At 58.0% G+C, this 14,968-nt stretch carries 12 protein-coding genes; 1 reads left to right on the top strand and 11 read right to left on the bottom strand.

The annotated features are described in order from the left end of the window. Positions 1–64: 64 nt before the first annotated feature. From htpG to M5B97_RS04485, 3 genes are all read right to left on the bottom strand, one after another. Positions 65–1,969 carry a molecular chaperone HtpG gene (gene htpG, locus M5B97_RS04495; protein ID WP_248730852.1) on the bottom strand — a complete coding sequence of 635 codons (1,905 nt, stop codon included), beginning with the start codon at positions 1,967–1,969 and terminating at the stop codon, positions 65–67. An 89-nt stretch (positions 1,970–2,058) separates the two neighbouring features. Further along, entirely contained in the window at positions 2,059–2,511 is a 453-nt protein-coding gene (locus tag M5B97_RS04490; RefSeq protein WP_134659922.1) for a PaaI family thioesterase, read from the bottom strand. After that, a complete protein-coding gene (locus M5B97_RS04485) occupies positions 2,508–2,984 on the bottom strand; it encodes a PaaI family thioesterase (protein ID WP_134659920.1) in 477 nt (158 codons plus the stop codon). The genes M5B97_RS04490 and M5B97_RS04485 overlap by 4 nt, the downstream gene beginning before the upstream one ends. 157 nt (positions 2,985–3,141) lie before the next feature. Between M5B97_RS04485 and M5B97_RS04480 the strand changes: the two genes are divergently transcribed. Beyond that, entirely contained in the window at positions 3,142–3,399 is a 258-nt protein-coding gene (locus M5B97_RS04480) for a hypothetical protein (protein ID WP_123716794.1), read from the top strand. Between the two features lie 111 nt (positions 3,400–3,510). Here M5B97_RS04480 and M5B97_RS04475 read toward each other — a convergent pair whose 3' ends face one another. The 8 genes from M5B97_RS04475 to M5B97_RS04440 all read right to left on the bottom strand — a co-directional run bounded on the left by M5B97_RS04475 (position 3,511) and on the right by M5B97_RS04440 (position 14,963). Further along, positions 3,511–4,251, bottom strand: a complete 741-nt coding sequence (locus M5B97_RS04475; RefSeq protein ID WP_248730851.1) for a DUF599 family protein — start codon at positions 4,249–4,251, stop codon at positions 3,511–3,513. Positions 4,252–4,419: 168 nt separating this feature from the next. Further along, positions 4,420–5,733, bottom strand: a complete 1,314-nt coding sequence (brnQ, locus tag M5B97_RS04470; protein WP_123716792.1) for a branched-chain amino acid transport system II carrier protein — start codon at positions 5,731–5,733, stop codon at positions 4,420–4,422. A 366-nt stretch (positions 5,734–6,099) separates the two neighbouring features. Then, positions 6,100–6,981: a succinate--CoA ligase subunit alpha gene (sucD, locus tag M5B97_RS04465; RefSeq protein ID WP_003172813.1), complete on the bottom strand. Its 882-nt coding sequence runs from the start codon at positions 6,979–6,981 to the stop codon at positions 6,100–6,102. Beyond that, complete coding sequence (gene sucC, locus M5B97_RS04460) at positions 6,981–8,147, bottom strand: ADP-forming succinate--CoA ligase subunit beta (protein ID WP_003233235.1); 1,167 nt, start codon at positions 8,145–8,147, stop codon at positions 6,981–6,983. The genes sucD and sucC overlap by 1 nt, the downstream gene beginning before the upstream one ends. Positions 8,148–8,351: 204 nt before the next feature. Continuing rightward, positions 8,352–9,788, bottom strand: a complete 1,437-nt coding sequence (gene lpdA / locus M5B97_RS04455; protein ID WP_123716791.1) for a dihydrolipoyl dehydrogenase — start codon at positions 9,786–9,788, stop codon at positions 8,352–8,354. A 109-nt stretch (positions 9,789–9,897) separates the two neighbouring features. After that, positions 9,898–11,121 carry a 2-oxoglutarate dehydrogenase complex dihydrolipoyllysine-residue succinyltransferase gene (gene odhB / locus M5B97_RS04450; RefSeq protein WP_134659916.1) on the bottom strand — a complete coding sequence of 408 codons (1,224 nt, stop codon included), beginning with the start codon at positions 11,119–11,121 and terminating at the stop codon, positions 9,898–9,900. A gap of 44 nt (positions 11,122–11,165) precedes the next feature. Beyond that, positions 11,166–13,997, bottom strand: coding sequence for a 2-oxoglutarate dehydrogenase E1 component (locus M5B97_RS04445; protein WP_134659914.1), 2,832 nt, complete (start codon positions 13,995–13,997; stop codon positions 11,166–11,168). Between the two features lie 261 nt (positions 13,998–14,258). Continuing rightward, the gene (locus tag M5B97_RS04440) at positions 14,259–14,963 is read right to left on the bottom strand and encodes a succinate dehydrogenase iron-sulfur subunit (RefSeq protein ID WP_003172807.1); all 705 of its coding nucleotides are present in this window, start codon (positions 14,961–14,963) and stop codon (positions 14,259–14,261) included. Between the last annotated feature and the right edge of the window lie 5 nt (positions 14,964–14,968).

Raw genomic sequence — 14,968 nt, 5'->3', positions numbered from 1 at the left:
TTTACTCCAGTTGAGATGCAGGAGAACGAAAAAACCCGCCGAAGCGGGTTTTTCTACAACGGTGTTAAACCGACAGTTCAACCAGCAGCTTGTTCAGTCGGCGCACATAGGCTGCCGGGTCTTTCAAGCTGTCACCAGCAGCCAAGGCTGCTTGGTCGAAGAGGATGTGCGACAAGTCGCCAAAACGCTCTTCGCTCTGCTCGCCGTCGAGCTTCCCGATCAGCGGGTGAGCCGGGTTGAATTCGAAGATCGGCTTGGAATCCGGAACCTTCTGACCGCTGGCCTCGAGGATCTGACGCATCTGCAGGCCCAGGTCCTGCTCGCCGATGGCCAGAATCGCAGGGGAGTCGGTCAGACGGTGGGAAACCCGCACTTCGCTGACGGTATCGCCCAGGGCAGTCTTGATTCGCTCAACCAGGCCTTCTTTGGCCTTCGCGACTTCCTCGGCCTCTTTCTTCTCTTCTTCGGAGTCCAGGTTACCCAGATCCAGGTCACCACGGGCCACATCGACGAAGGTCTTGCCGTCGAACTCGCTGAGGTAGCTCATCAGCCACTCATCGATACGGTCGGTCAGCAGCAACACTTCGATGCCTTTCTTGCGGAAGACTTCCAAGTGCGGGCTGTTCTTGACCTGGGCGTAGGTTTCGCCGGTCAGGTAGTAGATCTTGTCCTGACCTTCCTTGGCGCGTGCCAGGTACTCGGCCAGGGATACCACTTGCTCGCCGTCTTCACCCTGGGTGGAAGCAAAGCGCAGCAGGCCGGCGATTTTTTCCTTGTTGGCGAAATCTTCAGCCGGACCTTCCTTCATGACCTGGCCGAAGTTTTTCCAGAAGCCCTTGTACTTCTCAGGCTCGTTCTTCGCCAGTTTTTCCAGCATGTCGAGCACACGCTTGGTCAGCGCCGACTTCATGGAATCGATGATCGGGTCTTTCTGCAGGATTTCCCGCGACACGTTCAGCGACAGATCATTGGAATCGACCACGCCTTTGATGAAACGCAGGTACAGCGGCAGGAAGGACTCCGCCTGATCCATGACGAACACACGCTGCACGTAGAGCTTGAGGCCTTTCGGCGCTTCACGCTGGTACAGGTCGAACGGAGCACGGGCCGGCACGTAGAGCAACGAGCTGTATTCCAGCTTGCCTTCGACCTTGTTGTGGCTCCAGCTCAGTGGGTTCTCGTAATCGTGGGCGATGTGCTTGTAGAACTCCTGGTATTCCTCGTCCTTCACTTCGGTACGAGGACGGGTCCACAAGGCGCTGGCACGGTTGACCACTTCCCATTCCTGGGCAGGCTTCTCTTCACCTTCGACAGCTGCTTGTTCTTTCGGCAGCTCGATCGGCAGAGCGATGTGGTCGGAGTACTTCTTGATGATATTGCGCAGGCGATAGCCGTCAGCAAACTCGTCTTCACCCGACTTGAGGTGCAAGACAATGCGAGTGCCGCGATCCGCCTTCTCGATGGTGGCAATTTCAAACTCGCCCTCACCTTTGGAGGACCAGTGCACGCCTTCGCTCGCATCGAGACCGGCGCGACGGCTGAACACTTCAACCTTGTCGGCGACGATGAAGGCCGAGTAGAAGCCCACACCGAACTGGCCGATCAGGTGCGAATCTTTCTTCTGGTCGCCCGACAGGTTCTTCATGAAGTCGGCGGTGCCGGATTTGGCGATGGTCCCCAGGTGAGTGACCGCATCGTCACGGCTCATGCCGATACCGTTGTCTTCGAGGGTGACGGTCTTGGCGTCCTTGTCGAAGCTCACACGGATTTTCAGTTCGGCGCCACCTTCCAGCAACTCCGGCTTGGACAGGGCTTCGAAACGTAATTTGTCGACGGCGTCAGAGGCGTTCGAGATCAATTCGCGAAGGAAAATTTCCTTGTTGGAATACAGCGAATGGATCATGAGGTGCAGCAGCTGCTTCACCTCGGTCTGGAAGCCCAGGGTTTCCTTTTGAGTTTCCACACTCATGGTCATCAAACTCCAATTGGATGGCAGTGGCCGCGCCCTTGAGGGTTGGCGGCGGGTTGTCATCAAAGTTGGGGGCTAAGACCAGGATTTCAAGAGCGCTCCACTTCCTCGATCTTGAAATGTGCCCGAGCGGTGGCAATCGGCTCGGCCGGCGTGCTTTGCCAGGCCGTGATCGCCACATTCGCCACACGTCGGCCCTGGCGCCACACCTGGCACTTGGCGTAAGTGTCGCGAAACTGGCCTGCGCGCAGATAATCCAGGGAAAAGTCGATGATTTTCGGCACGCCTGGCGCACCGGTGAATACCAACAGATGCAATGCGGCCGACAGCTCCATAAAGCCGGCAATCACCCCACCGTGCAGCGCCGGTAATATCGGGTTACCAATGTTGTCCTTGTTGGCGGGCAAGCGAAACAGCAACTCGTCTCCCAACCGCGTGCATTCAATGCCGATCAACTTGGCATAGGGAATCAGGTCGAGCAGCGCTTCGTAATCGCCGCGCGCGTGCGCCTGTTCGATACGCGTCTTGAATCGGTGCGTCATGCCTGCTCTCCCTTGATCGCACTGCCCAGCCCTTGTGTGCCCTTGAGGCGCTTGCCCATGCGCATGAAAGTACCGACTACATGGGCGATTGGCTGCTGCGGGTCGTCCTGATACGCGAAGCCACGGGTGAAAATCACGTCGGTGGTCACCCGGTAGCACTGGGCAAAGCCATACACAGGCTTATGCGGCTCGGCGGGATGCATGTAGTCAACACGCAGGTCCAGAGTCGGGCACACCTCGAACTCGGGCAATACGCACAGCGTGGCCAAGCCGCAGGCAGTGTCCATCAAAGATGTGAGCGCACCGCCATGTATCACGCCAGTGCGGGGATCACCGACGATGTGCGGGCCGTAGGGCAGTATCAGGGTCATGCCTTCCTCGCTGGCAGCATGCACGCTCACACCGAGCACTTGGCAATGGCGCAGCGCTGAAACAAAGCGGGTAGCGCGTGCCGACAAAGGGTTTTCGGTCATTGGGTTCAGACTCTTATTAATGTGGATACGGCGGATGAAGATTCGCGATGAAAGTTCCTTGGAGAAAAGCTTTATATATCTGTGGGATAAAAGGAACTAATGGTGGCCCCTTAGGCTCGAAAGGCCAGTAGATATCTTCAATAAGGAGAAACACCCCATGCGCAAGACTTTAGCTATTTCCATGATGCTGGCCGCTGCTCTCGGCCTCGCTGCCTGCGACAAGAAATCCGAAGACAAAGCCCAAGATGCTGCTGCCCATTCTGAGCAAGCTCAGAAAGACATGGCTAAAGCACAGGATAAAGTGAACGACGCCGCGAAAGAAAACGCCGAAGCTGCCAAAGCTCAGGCTGAATCGAACGCCGCCGCCGCGAAAGAAGCAGCACCTGCCGCACCTGCAGAACCCGCCAAGCAATAATCGCTTGGTTTGAATCAGCAGTGCAGCAATAAAGAAAGCCCGCTTTTATAGCGGGCTTTACTTTGTCTGCTGTTTTTTCCTAGCGGTACGCAGTTGAGTCGCGACTACCGGTTAAGACACTGCCTCTTTAGCGACTTCAGGCGTCGCCGTATCGGTCTGGGTATAGACCATCACCTGCAACACGTCTGAATGAAACTCCCGGCGGTACAAGACCAGCACTACCCCGCTGCTCATCAACATGAACAACCAGGGGCTGACAAACCAGGCCAGCATGGTCATACCGAAGTAATAAGAACGCAGGCCGAAGTTGAACTGGTTGGCAGCCATGGAAATCACCCTTGCCGCCCGCAAGGCAAATGCCCTGCGCTCCTGCTCCGACACATCCCGCTCACCGATCATCGGCGCCGATCCTACCAATACCGCTGCAAAATTGTACTGGCGCATGCACCAACTGAAGGTGAAGAACGCGTAGACAAACACCAGCGCCAGACACAACAGCTTGATTTCCGACATGCCCTGGGATGCCTGCTGCACCATCGGAATGTCGGCCAACATCGACACCGCGCGCTCCGAGGCGCCCAGCACGGTAAGAATCCCGGCGAGAATGATCAGGGTACTCGAGGCAAAGAACGAAGCATTGCGCTCCAGATTGCCGATCACGCTGGCATCGGCAATGCGGTTGTCCCGCAGCAGCATGCGGCGCATCCAATCTTCACGATACAGATGCAGCACGCTGGCCAGACACGCGGTGTCACGGGCCTTCCAGGTGGCGTATCGGGTATAGCCGCCCCAGCACAGGATGAACCAGAGGGCGGCAAGCAAGTGGATCTGATTGGTTTCGATGAACGACATGCGGGTCCTGTTAAACGAGAGAATGTGAAGAGCTCGGTCAAATGTGCAAACGAGCCCGCCCGCCACACTTACCGAGTTTCAACTCTAGAAGGTGTTGCCTCAAACGCATAAAAAAATGCCCCGTATCGATTGATACGGGGCATTTCAGTGCAGCGCGAAACCTGTGGGTCAGGCGATGGCTTCGCTGCGCTTGCCGAGCATGCGGTCAATCACCACAGCCACGACCAGGATCATCACCGACGGCACCAGCCACGCCAGACCTTGCTCACTCAGCGGCAGGTGCGCCAGTTGGGCGGGCATCCAATCCGCCAGGCCCGCGCCTTTAAGCGCGTCGATGCAGCCAAAGATGAAGGACACCAGCATCACCGGGCCAACGATACGTCCCTGCTCCTGCCAGAAGCCTTTGCAGAAGCTCAGCGCCACCAGCACGATACACGGCGGGTAGATCGCGGTGAGCACAGGGATCGAGAACGCAATCAGCTTGGTCAGGCCCAGATTCGACACGAACAGCGAGAACAGCGCCAGGATCACGACCAGCGTCTTATAGGACAACGGCAGGATTTTGCTGAAGTACTCGGCGCAGGCGCAGGTCAGGCCCACAGCAGTGACCAGGCAGGCCAGCGAGATCAGCACCGCAAGGAAGCCACTGCCCAAGGAACCGAAGGTGTATTGCACGTAAGCGTGCAGCACCGCAGCACCGTTGCTCGCACCAGCGGCGACGGCATGGCTGCCCGCCCCCAGGCGGAACAGGCTGATGTACACCAGCGCCAGGCCCACTCCGGCAATCAACCCGGCAATGATCGCATAGCGGGTGATCAACTGCGGCGACTGCACCCCACGGGAGCGGATGGCATTGACGATGACGATACCGAACACCAGCGCCCCCAAGGTATCCATGGTCAGGTAACCATTGATGAAACCTTGGGAAAACGGTGCAGCGACGTATTCCGGCGTAGCGACGCCCACATCACCTGCCGGCAAGGCAAACGCGGCGATGCCGAGAATGGCCAGCGCGATGATTTTCAGCGGTGCCAGGAAACGACCCACGGTGTCCAGCAGTCGGCCTGGGTACAGGGAAACGAAGAACACCACCAGGAAATACACCGAGCTGTAGAGGAACAACGCCAGCGGGCTTTCGCCAGTCAACGGTGCCAGGCCTACTTCGAACGAAACGGTCGCGGTGCGCGGGGTAGCGAACAGCGGACCTACCGCCAGATACGCCGCCGCCGCGAGCAAGCCACCGGCGATCTTGCCGATTGGGCTGCTCAGCGCGTCCATGCCGCCGCCGACCTTGGCCAGGGCGATCACGGTGACCACCGGCAAACCCACCGCTGTGATCAGGAAGCCGAGAGCGGCGACCCAGACCCCAGGCCCGGATTGCAAGCCGACGATAGGCGGGAAGATGATGTTGCCCGCGCCCACGAACAGGGCAAAGGTCATAAAGCCCAGCGCCAGGATATCCTGGCTTTTCAACACTTTCATTTGAGGAAATACCACACTGCTGAATCGGAATTTAGAGAGGGCTTCCCTATGGATGAGGGAAATGCTGCCGGCCCTTATGGGAGCCGACCGGCCTAGCGCGCAGCTTCCTTTTGGGATACGGACGCATAAAGAGGCGGCTAGAGTACAGAATTAGGCTGACAAGCGCACTGTTGCGGGGCGGACTGTCCGATAAGCGACATTCAAATGTCGCGTTCTTGTAAGAACAGCGGCAGGTGGCAAGCTTCAAGCGGCAAGGAAGAGCGCAGTCTCAGGCTTTGCAGCTTGAAAGCTTGCAACTGCCCTTAAACGCACAAAGGCCACCCGAAGGTGGCCTTTGTGTGGTGAAGCGTCAGCTAAGCGCGAGGCTTACTTGACAGCCCAACCGGTCAGCTCAGCCAGGGCTTTGCCGATGTCTGCCAGCGAACGCACGGTTTTTACACCTGCGTCTTGCAGTGCAGCGAATTTCTCGTCTGCAGTGCCTTTGCCGCCGGAGATGATTGCGCCAGCATGGCCCATGCGCTTGCCAGCAGGGGCAGTCACACCAGCGATGTAGGAAACAACCGGCTTGGTCACGTGTGCCTTGATGTAGGCAGCCGCTTCTTCTTCAGCCGAACCGCCGATCTCACCGATCATCACGATCGCTTCGGTCTTCGGGTCTTCCTGGAACAGCTTCAGGATGTCGATGAAGTTGGAGCCCGGGATCGGGTCACCACCGATGCCGACGCAAGTCGACTGACCGAAACCGGCGTCAGTAGTCTGCTTGACAGCTTCGTAGGTCAGGGTGCCGGAACGGGAAACGATACCGACTTTACCTGGCAAGTGAATGTGACCTGGCATGATGCCGATCTTGCATTCGCCTGGAGTGATCACGCCTGGGCAGTTAGGGCCGATCAGGACTACGCCCAGCTCGTCGCACTTAACTTTAGCGTCCAGCATGTCCAGGGTAGGAATGCCTTCGGTGATGCAGACGATCAGCTTGATGCCGCCGAATGCCGCTTCCAGGATGGAGTCCTTGCAGAAAGGAGCTGGAACGTAGATCACGCTGGCGGTGGCGCCAGTGGCAGCTACAGCGTCTTTCACGGTGTTGAACACTGGCAGGCCCAGGTGCTCGGTACCGCCTTTGCCCGGAGTTACGCCGCCAACCATCTTGGTGCCGTATTCGATGGCTTGCTGGGTGTGGAAACTACCTTGCGAACCGGTAATACCCTGGCAGATAACTTTGGTGTCTTTATTGATCAGGACGCTCATTATTTGCCCTCCGCAGCTTTGACAACTTGTTGAGCAGCGTCGGTCAGGCTGGTAGCCGCGATGATGTTCAAACCGCTTTCTGCCAGTACTTTAGCGCCCAGTTCAGCGTTGTTACCTTCGAGGCGAACAACAACCGGGATTTTAACGCCAACTTCTTTCACTGCACCGATGATGCCTTCGGCAATCATGTCGCAACGAACGATGCCGCCGAAGATGTTGACCAATACTGCAGCGACGTTGGAGTCGGACAGGATGATCTTGAACGCTTCGGTAACGCGCTCCTTGGTGGCACCGCCGCCTACGTCGAGGAAGTTGGCTGGTTTGCCGCCATGCAGGTTGACGATGTCCATGGTACCCATGGCCAGGCCGGCACCGTTGACCATGCAGCCGATGTTACCTTCCAGGGCTACGTAGTTCAGTTCGAACTTGGCAGCGTGCGCTTCGCGCGGATCGTCTTGCGACGGATCGTGGAAAGTCTTCAGCTTAGGCTGACGGTACATGGCGTTGGCGTCGATGTTGATCTTGGCATCCAGGCAGTGCAGATCGCCGTCAGCCTTGATCACCAGCGGGTTCACTTCCAGCAGGGCCAGATCGTGATCCTGGAACAGTTTGGCCAGACCTACGAAGATCTTGGCGAACTGGGCAACTTGCTTGCCTTCCAGGCCCAGCTGGAAAGCCAGCTCACGACCCTGGAATGGCTGAGCGCCAACCAGTGGATCGATAGTGGCTTTCAGAATTTTTTCTGGGGTTTCGTGAGCGATTTTCTCGATGTCCACGCCACCTTCGGTGGAAGCCATGAACACGATGCGACGGCTCGAACGGTCAACGACAGCGCCCAGGTACAGCTCTTTAGCGATATCAGTGCACGATTCAACCAGGATCTTGGTGACTGGCTGGCCATTGGCATCAGTCTGGTAAGTCACCAGACGCTTGCCCAGCCACTGCTGTGCGAAGGCCTTGGCGTCTTCTTTGCTGCGAACCAGCTTAACGCCGCCCGCTTTACCGCGACCACCGGCGTGAACCTGGGCTTTGACAACCCATTCAGTGCCGCCAATTTTGTCGCAAGCTTCTGCTGCTGCTTCCGGGGTGTCTACTGCGTAGCCCTTGGAAACTGGCAGGCCGTATTCAGCGAACAGCTGCTTACCCTGATACTCGTGAAGATTCATGCTTTTTACCGTCTTCGTTAGGTACTGCGCATTCGGCGCTGCGCTCATTATGAGTGCCGCGCCACCTGTGACTGCTGCTTGCACAGCTTGCAGGGCTCAAGGCCCGTAAAGCTGTGCAAGGCTGCGTCCAGCGGATATTCCGCGGTGAGTCTTGCGCGCAAGGCTCACGACGGGCAACTCCGCCGTGGTTTCTTATTATCTCGCTTAACGCTTCTTCTTGTTGGCGATGTGGATGGCGCCGCCATTCACAGCCAACGCTGCTTCGTGCAACGCTTCGGACAGGGTCGGATGGGAGAAGACCATCATGCCCAGGTCCTCGGCACTGGTGCCGAATTCCATACCGATCGCGCCTTGCTGAACCAGTTCTGCAGCGCTCGGGCCGATCACGTGGACGCCCAATACGCGGTCAGTCTTGGCATCAGCGATGACTTTGACGAAACCACCGGTGTCGTTGGCTGCCATGGCACGGCCGGAAGCGGCAAACGGGAAGGTGCCGACGTTAACTTCAACGCCTTCAGCTTTCAACTGCTGTTCGTTCTTGCCGACCCATGCAATTTCCGGGTGGGTGTAGATAACCGATGGGATCAGGTCGTAGTTCATCTGGGTCTTGTGGCCCTTGATGCGCTCGACAACCATGATGCCTTCTTCGGAAGCCTTGTGCGCCAGCATCATGCCGCGAACCACGTCACCGATGGCGTAGACGCCAGGCACGGTGGTAGCGCAGTGATCATCAACGTGGATGAAGCCACGCTCGTCGATGTTCACGCCGCTGTCAGCCGCCAGCAGGTCGGTGGTCACCGGACGGCGACCCACGGCCACGATCAGCTTGTCGAAAGTGATGGTCTTTTCGCCATCCTTGTCGGTGTAGTTGACAACAACTTCTTCGCCGTTGACTTTCGAACCGGTCACGCGAGCGCCCAGCTTGATGTCCAGACCTTGTTTGGTCAGGGTTTTCAGCGCTTCTTTGGACACTGCAGTGTCGGCAGCCAGCAGGAACGTGTCGAGGGCTTCCAGCACAGTCACTTCAGCACCCAGGCGGGACCATACCGAACCCAGTTCCAGGCCGATCACGCCAGCGCCGATCACGCCCAGGCGCTTAGGCACAGCTTGGAATTCCAGAGCGCCGGTCGAATCGACGATCACTTTCTGGTCAACCGGAGCCGGTGGAATGTCGATTGGACGCGAACCTGGAGCCAGGATCACGTTCTCGGCTTCGATAACTTCTACCGAGCCGTCCGGCTTGGTGATTTCAACTTTCTTGCCAGCCAGCAACTTGCCGTGGCCTTGCAGGGAAGTCACGCCGTTGGCCTTGAACAAGGTGGCAACGCCGGAAGTCAGGCCTTTGACGATGTTGGCTTTACGGCCGACCATCGCTGGCACGTCCATGGTCACGCCAGCGTGATTGATACCGTGGATCGCGAAACCATCTTGGGCTTCGTGGAATTTCCAGGAGCTGTCCAGCAGCGCCTTGGAAGGAATGCAACCCACGTTCAGGCAAGTACCGCCCAGTGCCAGTTTGCCTTCCTTGTCGGTGTATTTTTCGATGCAAGCAGTCGAGAGGCCCAGTTGTGCGGCCTTGATGGCGGCCACATAGCCGCCAGGACCTGCACCAATCACTACCACGTCAAATTTCTGTGTCATAAAAAGGTTCCCATTTTAGCTGCAAGCTACAAGCTGCAAGTCACAAGTTGAAAGCACCGATCGCCCGCTTTGAGCCTGGAGCTTGCAGCTTGAAACTTGCAGCTGCTTTTTAGATATCCAGAAGCAGACGAGCCGGGTCTTCCAGCAGGTTCTTGATGGTCACCAGGAACGTCACGGCTTCTTTACCATCGATCAGGCGGTGATCGTACGACAGCGCCAGGTACATCATCGGGCGGATCACGACTTGGCCGTTGATGGCCATCGGACGCTGGATGATGTTGTGCATGCCCAGGATCGCAGCTTGCGGCGGGTTGACAATCGGGGTCGACATCATCGAACCGAAGGTACCACCGTTGGTGATGGTGAAGGTACCACCGGTCATCTCGTCGATGGACAGCTTGCCGTCACGGGCTTTCTTACCGAAGGTGGCGATGCCGCCTTCGATTTCAGCCAGGCTCATCAGTTCGGCGTTACGCAGAACCGGCACTACCAGGCCACGGTCGCTGGAAACGGCAACACCGATGTCCGCGTAGCCGTGGTAAACGATGTCGCTGCCGTCGATCGACGCGTTGACCGCCGGGAAGCGCTTGAGCGCTTCGGTGGCCGCTTTCACGAAGAACGACATGAAGCCCAGGCGTACGCCGTTGTGGGACTTCTCGAACAGGTCCTTGTACTTCGAACGCAGGGCCATGACTTCGGTCATGTCGACTTCGTTGAACGTGGTCAGCATCGCCATGTTCGACTGTGCTTCAACCAGACGCTTGGCCACGGTGGCGCGCACGCGGGTCATCGGTACGCGCTTCTCGGTGCGATCGCCGGCAGCGAACACTGGAGCAGCGGCGGCCGGGGCAGCAGCCTTGGCAGGTGCGGCAGCCGGAGCGTTCTTCTTGGCTTCAACAGCAGCAACCACGTCTTCCTTGGTCACACGGCCGTCTTTGCCGGTGCCTTTGAGGGAAGCCAGGTTGATGCCGTTTTCTTCAGCCAGCTGACGCGCAGCCGGTGCAGCGATCGGGTCTTCAGCACCGGCAGCCGGAGCGGCAGCTGGAGCCGAGGCGGCAGGTGCAGCGGCGGCGGCAGGAGCAGGTGCAGCAGCGCCGCCCTCTTCGATCGAGCCCAGGACCTGGTTCGACAGGACGGTAGCGCCCTCTTCAGCAACGATCGCGCCCAGCACGCCGTCAGCTTCAGCCAACACTTCCAGAACGACTTTGTCGGTCTCGATGTCGACGATCAGGTCGTCACGCTTTACAGCGTCGCCTGGTTTCTTGTGCCAGGTGGCAACGGTGCCATCGGCAACCGATTCCGGGAATGACGGGGCTTTGATTTCGATAGCCATTATCTGTGGGTCCTTAAAATTCGGTTTCAGTCAGCGCGAAGGCGTTAAACAGTGAAAGCATCTTGCAGCAGTTTTTCCTGCTGCTCGGCGTGCATCGACGCATAACCACACGCAGGCGCAGCAGAAGCATCGCGACCGGCGTATTCCAGGCCCAGGGCCTTGTTGTGGTTACCGATGCTGCGACGCAGGTGATGCTGGCTGCTGTACCACGCGCCCTGGTTCATCGGCTCTTCCTGGCACCACACCACATTGGTGAGGTTGGTGTAAGGCGCGATGGCCTCCATCAGGTCGTCTTCCGGGAACGGGTAAAGCTGCTCGATACGCACGATGGCGATGTCTTCGCGGCCTTCGGCACGGCGCTTTTCCAGCAGATCGTAGTAAACCTTGCCGCTGCACAGGATCAGGCGAGTGACCTTGGCGGCGTCCAGGGTGTCGATTTCTGGAATCACGGTCTGGAACGAACCATCGGCCAGATCTTCCAGGGTCGAGATGGCCAATTTGTGACGCAACAGCGATTTCGGGGTCAGCACTACCAGCGGCTTGCGCAGCGGGCGGATCACCTGGCGACGCAGCAAGTGGTAGATCTGGGCCGGGGTAGTCGGCACGCACACCTGAATGTTGTGCTCGGCGCACAGCTGCAGGTAACGCTCCAGACGGGCCGAAGAGTGCTCCGGACCCTGACCTTCATAACCGTGTGGCAGCAACATGGTCAGACCGCACAGGCGGCCCCACTTGTGCTCACCGCTGGTGATGAACTGGTCGATCACCACCTGGGCACCGTTGGCGAAGTCACCGAACTGGGCTTCCCAGATCACCAGCGCGTTTGGCGTGGTGGTGGAATAACCGTATTCGAATGCCAGTACGGCTTCTTCGGACAGGAACGAATCGTACAGGTCGAAACGTGGCTGGCCTTCGTACAGGTGCTGCAACGGAATGTAGGTGCCCGCGTCTTTCTGGTTGTGCAATACCGCGTGACGGTGCGAGAACGTACCACGGCCGATGTCCTGGCCGGTCATGCGGATCGGGTGACCTTCGAACGCCAAGGTCGCGTACGCCATGGTCTCAGCGTAACCCCAGTTGATCGGCAGGCCACCGGCTTGCATCTTTTGACGGTCTTCGTAGATCTTTGCAACCTGGCGCTGCACCACGAAGCCTTCCGGGATTTCCAGCAGCTTGGCAGACAGTTCCTGCAGGGTTTTCAGATCAAACGAGGTGTCGTGACGCGCAGTCCAGGCGTGGCCCAGGTACGGACGCCAGTCAACGAACAGTTCTTTGTTCGGCTCTTTGACCAGGCTTTTTACTACATGCAGACCGTTATCCAGTGCGTTGCGGTATTCATCGACTTTCGCCTGAACACGCGCATCGTCAACCACACCGGCCTTGATCAGGCTGTCGGCGTACAGTTCACGGGTGGTGCGCTGCTTGGTGATCTGCTGGTACATCAACGGCTGGGTGCCGCTAGGCTCATCCGCTTCGTTGTGACCGCGACGGCGGTAGCAAACCAGGTCGATGACCACGTCACGCTTGAACTGCATGCGGTAGTCGATCGCGAGCTGGGTCACGAACAGCACGGCTTCCGGATCATCACCATTCACATGGAGGATCGGCGCCTGGATCATCTTGGCAACGTCGGTGGCGTACTCGGTGGAACGCGCGTCCAACGGGTTGCTGATGGTGAAGCCCACCTGGTTGTTGATGACGATGTGAACGGTACCGCCGGTCTTGAAGCCGCGAGTCTGCGACATCTGGAACGTTTCCAGTACCACACCTTGACCGGCGAATGCCGCGTCACCGTGGATGGAAATCGGCAGGACCTTCTCACCGGTGGAGTCGTTACGACGATCCTGACGGGCGCGCACCGAACCCTCGACCACTGGAGAAACGATTTCCAGGTGGGATGGGTTGAACGCCATGGCCAGGTGAACTTCACCGCCGGTGGTCATCACGTTGGACGAGAAGCCCTGGTGGTATTTAACGTCACCGGAACCCAGCTCGACCTTCTTCTTGCCTTCGAACTCGTCGAACAGCTCACGCGGGTTCTTGCCGAAGGTGTTGACCAACACGTTCAGGCGACCACGGTGAGCCATGCCGATCACGATTTCCTTGGTGCCGTAGGAACCGGAACGCTGGATCAGTTCGTCGAGCATAGGAATCAGGCTTTCGCCGCCTTCCAGGCCGAAACGCTTGGTGCCTGGGTATTTGGTGCCCAGGTATTTTTCGAGACCTTCAGCTGCGGTCACGCGCTCCAGCAAGTGGCTGCGGACATCGGCGGACAACACCGGACGGCCACGCACACCTTCCAGACGATGCTGGAACCACTGGCGCTGCTCGGAATCGGTGATGTGCGTAAACTCAGCGCCGATGGTGCGGCAATATGTCTGCTGCAACGCTTCGTGAATTTCGCGTAGGCTCGCTTCCTCTTTGCCGATGAACAGGTCGCCGGCACGGAAGGTCGTATCAAGATCGGCATTGGTCAAGCCGTAATGATTGATCGACAGGTCAGCAGGTGCAGGACGCTTCCAGAGCCCCAGCGGGTCAAGCTGGGCCGCCTGGTGGCCACGCATCCGGTAAGCCTGGATCAGTCGCAGTACTTCAACTTGCTTCTTCTCGTGCTCACTGCTCACGCTGCCGGCGGAAACCGGTTGGGCGCGGCGCTGGTTCTTTGCCAGCAGCACAAACTGATCGCGAATTGTTGCATGCGATACATCGGTGGCAGCGTTGCCGTCTGAAGACAACGTCTGAAATTTGGTGCGCCATTCTTCTGGCACAGCGTTAGGGTCGTGCAGGTAGAGCTCATAAAGCTCTTCCACATAGGCAGCGTTACCACCTGAAAGATAGCCGCTGTTCCACATGCGCTGCATCACGCTTTCTTGCATGCTTGGTCACCCTCGGTTAGGGGACACCACCGGCGAAGACACCGAGTCTGCTTGCAAAAGGCCGAGTGCAGCGACCAAAACAAGCCACTTAGGATCACGCTGATAGTCCGGGTACCAACCCGGATGCCCCTGCTTGTCTCATTTCTTCAAAATAAGAGCCGCGACCTTGTAAGTCGCTGCTCAGGTTAAAACTACGGCGCCGGTTGAAGCCTGCGCCGCAGCATCTACGGGCACAACGGTCCTGCTTTGCTACAACGTCGCTTACACGCCGCTTTGCAGCAGCATGTTACGGATGTGACCAATGGCCTTAGTCGGGTTCAGGCCTTTGGGACATACGTTGACGCAGTTCATGATCCCGCGGCAGCGGAATACGCTGAACGGGTCATCCAGTGAAGCCAGACGCTCGGACGTCTTGGTATCACGGCTGTCTGCCAGGAAGCGGTACGCTTGCAGCAGAGCGGCTGGACCCAGGAACTTGTCCGGGTTCCACCAGAAGGACGGGCACGAAGTCGAGCAGCAAGCGCACAGGATGCACTCGTACAGACCGTCGAGCTTTTCACGCTCTTCCGGGGACTGCAGACGCTCGATGGCCGGAGCCGGCGTGTCGTTCTGCAGGAACGGCTTAACTTTCTCGTATTGCTTGTAGAAGATGCTCATATCAACGACCAGGTCACGGATAACCGGCAAACCTGGCAGAGGACGAACGATCAGCTTGTTGCCTTTAACCACGGCGGACAGCGGCGTGATACACGCCAGACCGTTTTTGCCGTTGATGTTCATGCCGTCGGAACCGCATACACCTTCACGGCAAGAGCGACGATACGAGAAACCTTCGTCCTGCTCTTTGATCAGTGCCAATACATCCAGCACCATCAGGTCTTTACCACCGGTATCGACCTGGAATTCCTGCATGAACGGCGCGGCGTCCTGATCAGGGTTGTAGCGATAAACACTGACTTTCAACATGGCAG

The organism is Pseudomonas sp. MWU13-2517 (assembly GCF_023242545.1).
In the GTDB taxonomy this organism is placed as follows: Bacteria; Pseudomonadota; Gammaproteobacteria; order Pseudomonadales; family Pseudomonadaceae; genus Aquipseudomonas.
This window is presented reverse-complemented; position numbering and strand designations above follow the sequence as displayed.

Bases quoted from the DNA above. Each gene is read 5' to 3' on its own strand.
- htpG (WP_248730852.1), bottom strand. From the start codon at position 1,969: ATGAGTGTGGAAACTCAAAAGGAAACCCTGGGCTTCCAGACCGAGGTG.
- odhB (WP_134659916.1), bottom strand. From the start codon at position 11,121: ATGGCTATCGAAATCAAAGCCCCGTCATTCCCGGAATCGGTTGCCGAT.
- M5B97_RS04475 (WP_248730851.1), bottom strand. From the start codon at position 4,251: ATGTCGTTCATCGAAACCAATCAGATCCACTTGCTTGCCGCCCTCTGG.
- M5B97_RS04445 (WP_134659914.1), bottom strand. From the start codon at position 13,997: ATGCAAGAAAGCGTGATGCAGCGCATGTGGAACAGCGGCTATCTTTCA.
- lpdA (WP_123716791.1), bottom strand. From the start codon at position 9,788: ATGACACAGAAATTTGACGTGGTAGTGATTGGTGCAGGTCCTGGCGGC.
- sucD (WP_003172813.1), bottom strand. From the start codon at position 6,981: ATGAGCGTCCTGATCAATAAAGACACCAAAGTTATCTGCCAGGGTATT.
- M5B97_RS04440 (WP_003172807.1), bottom strand. From the start codon at position 14,963: ATGTTGAAAGTCAGTGTTTATCGCTACAACCCTGATCAGGACGCCGCG.
- M5B97_RS04490 (WP_134659922.1), bottom strand. From the start codon at position 2,511: ATGACGCACCGATTCAAGACGCGTATCGAACAGGCGCACGCGCGCGGC.
- M5B97_RS04485 (WP_134659920.1), bottom strand. From the start codon at position 2,984: ATGACCGAAAACCCTTTGTCGGCACGCGCTACCCGCTTTGTTTCAGCG.
- sucC (WP_003233235.1), bottom strand. From the start codon at position 8,147: ATGAATCTTCACGAGTATCAGGGTAAGCAGCTGTTCGCTGAATACGGC.
- brnQ (WP_123716792.1), bottom strand. From the start codon at position 5,733: ATGAAAGTGTTGAAAAGCCAGGATATCCTGGCGCTGGGCTTTATGACC.
- M5B97_RS04480 (WP_123716794.1), top strand. From the start codon at position 3,142: ATGCGCAAGACTTTAGCTATTTCCATGATGCTGGCCGCTGCTCTCGGC.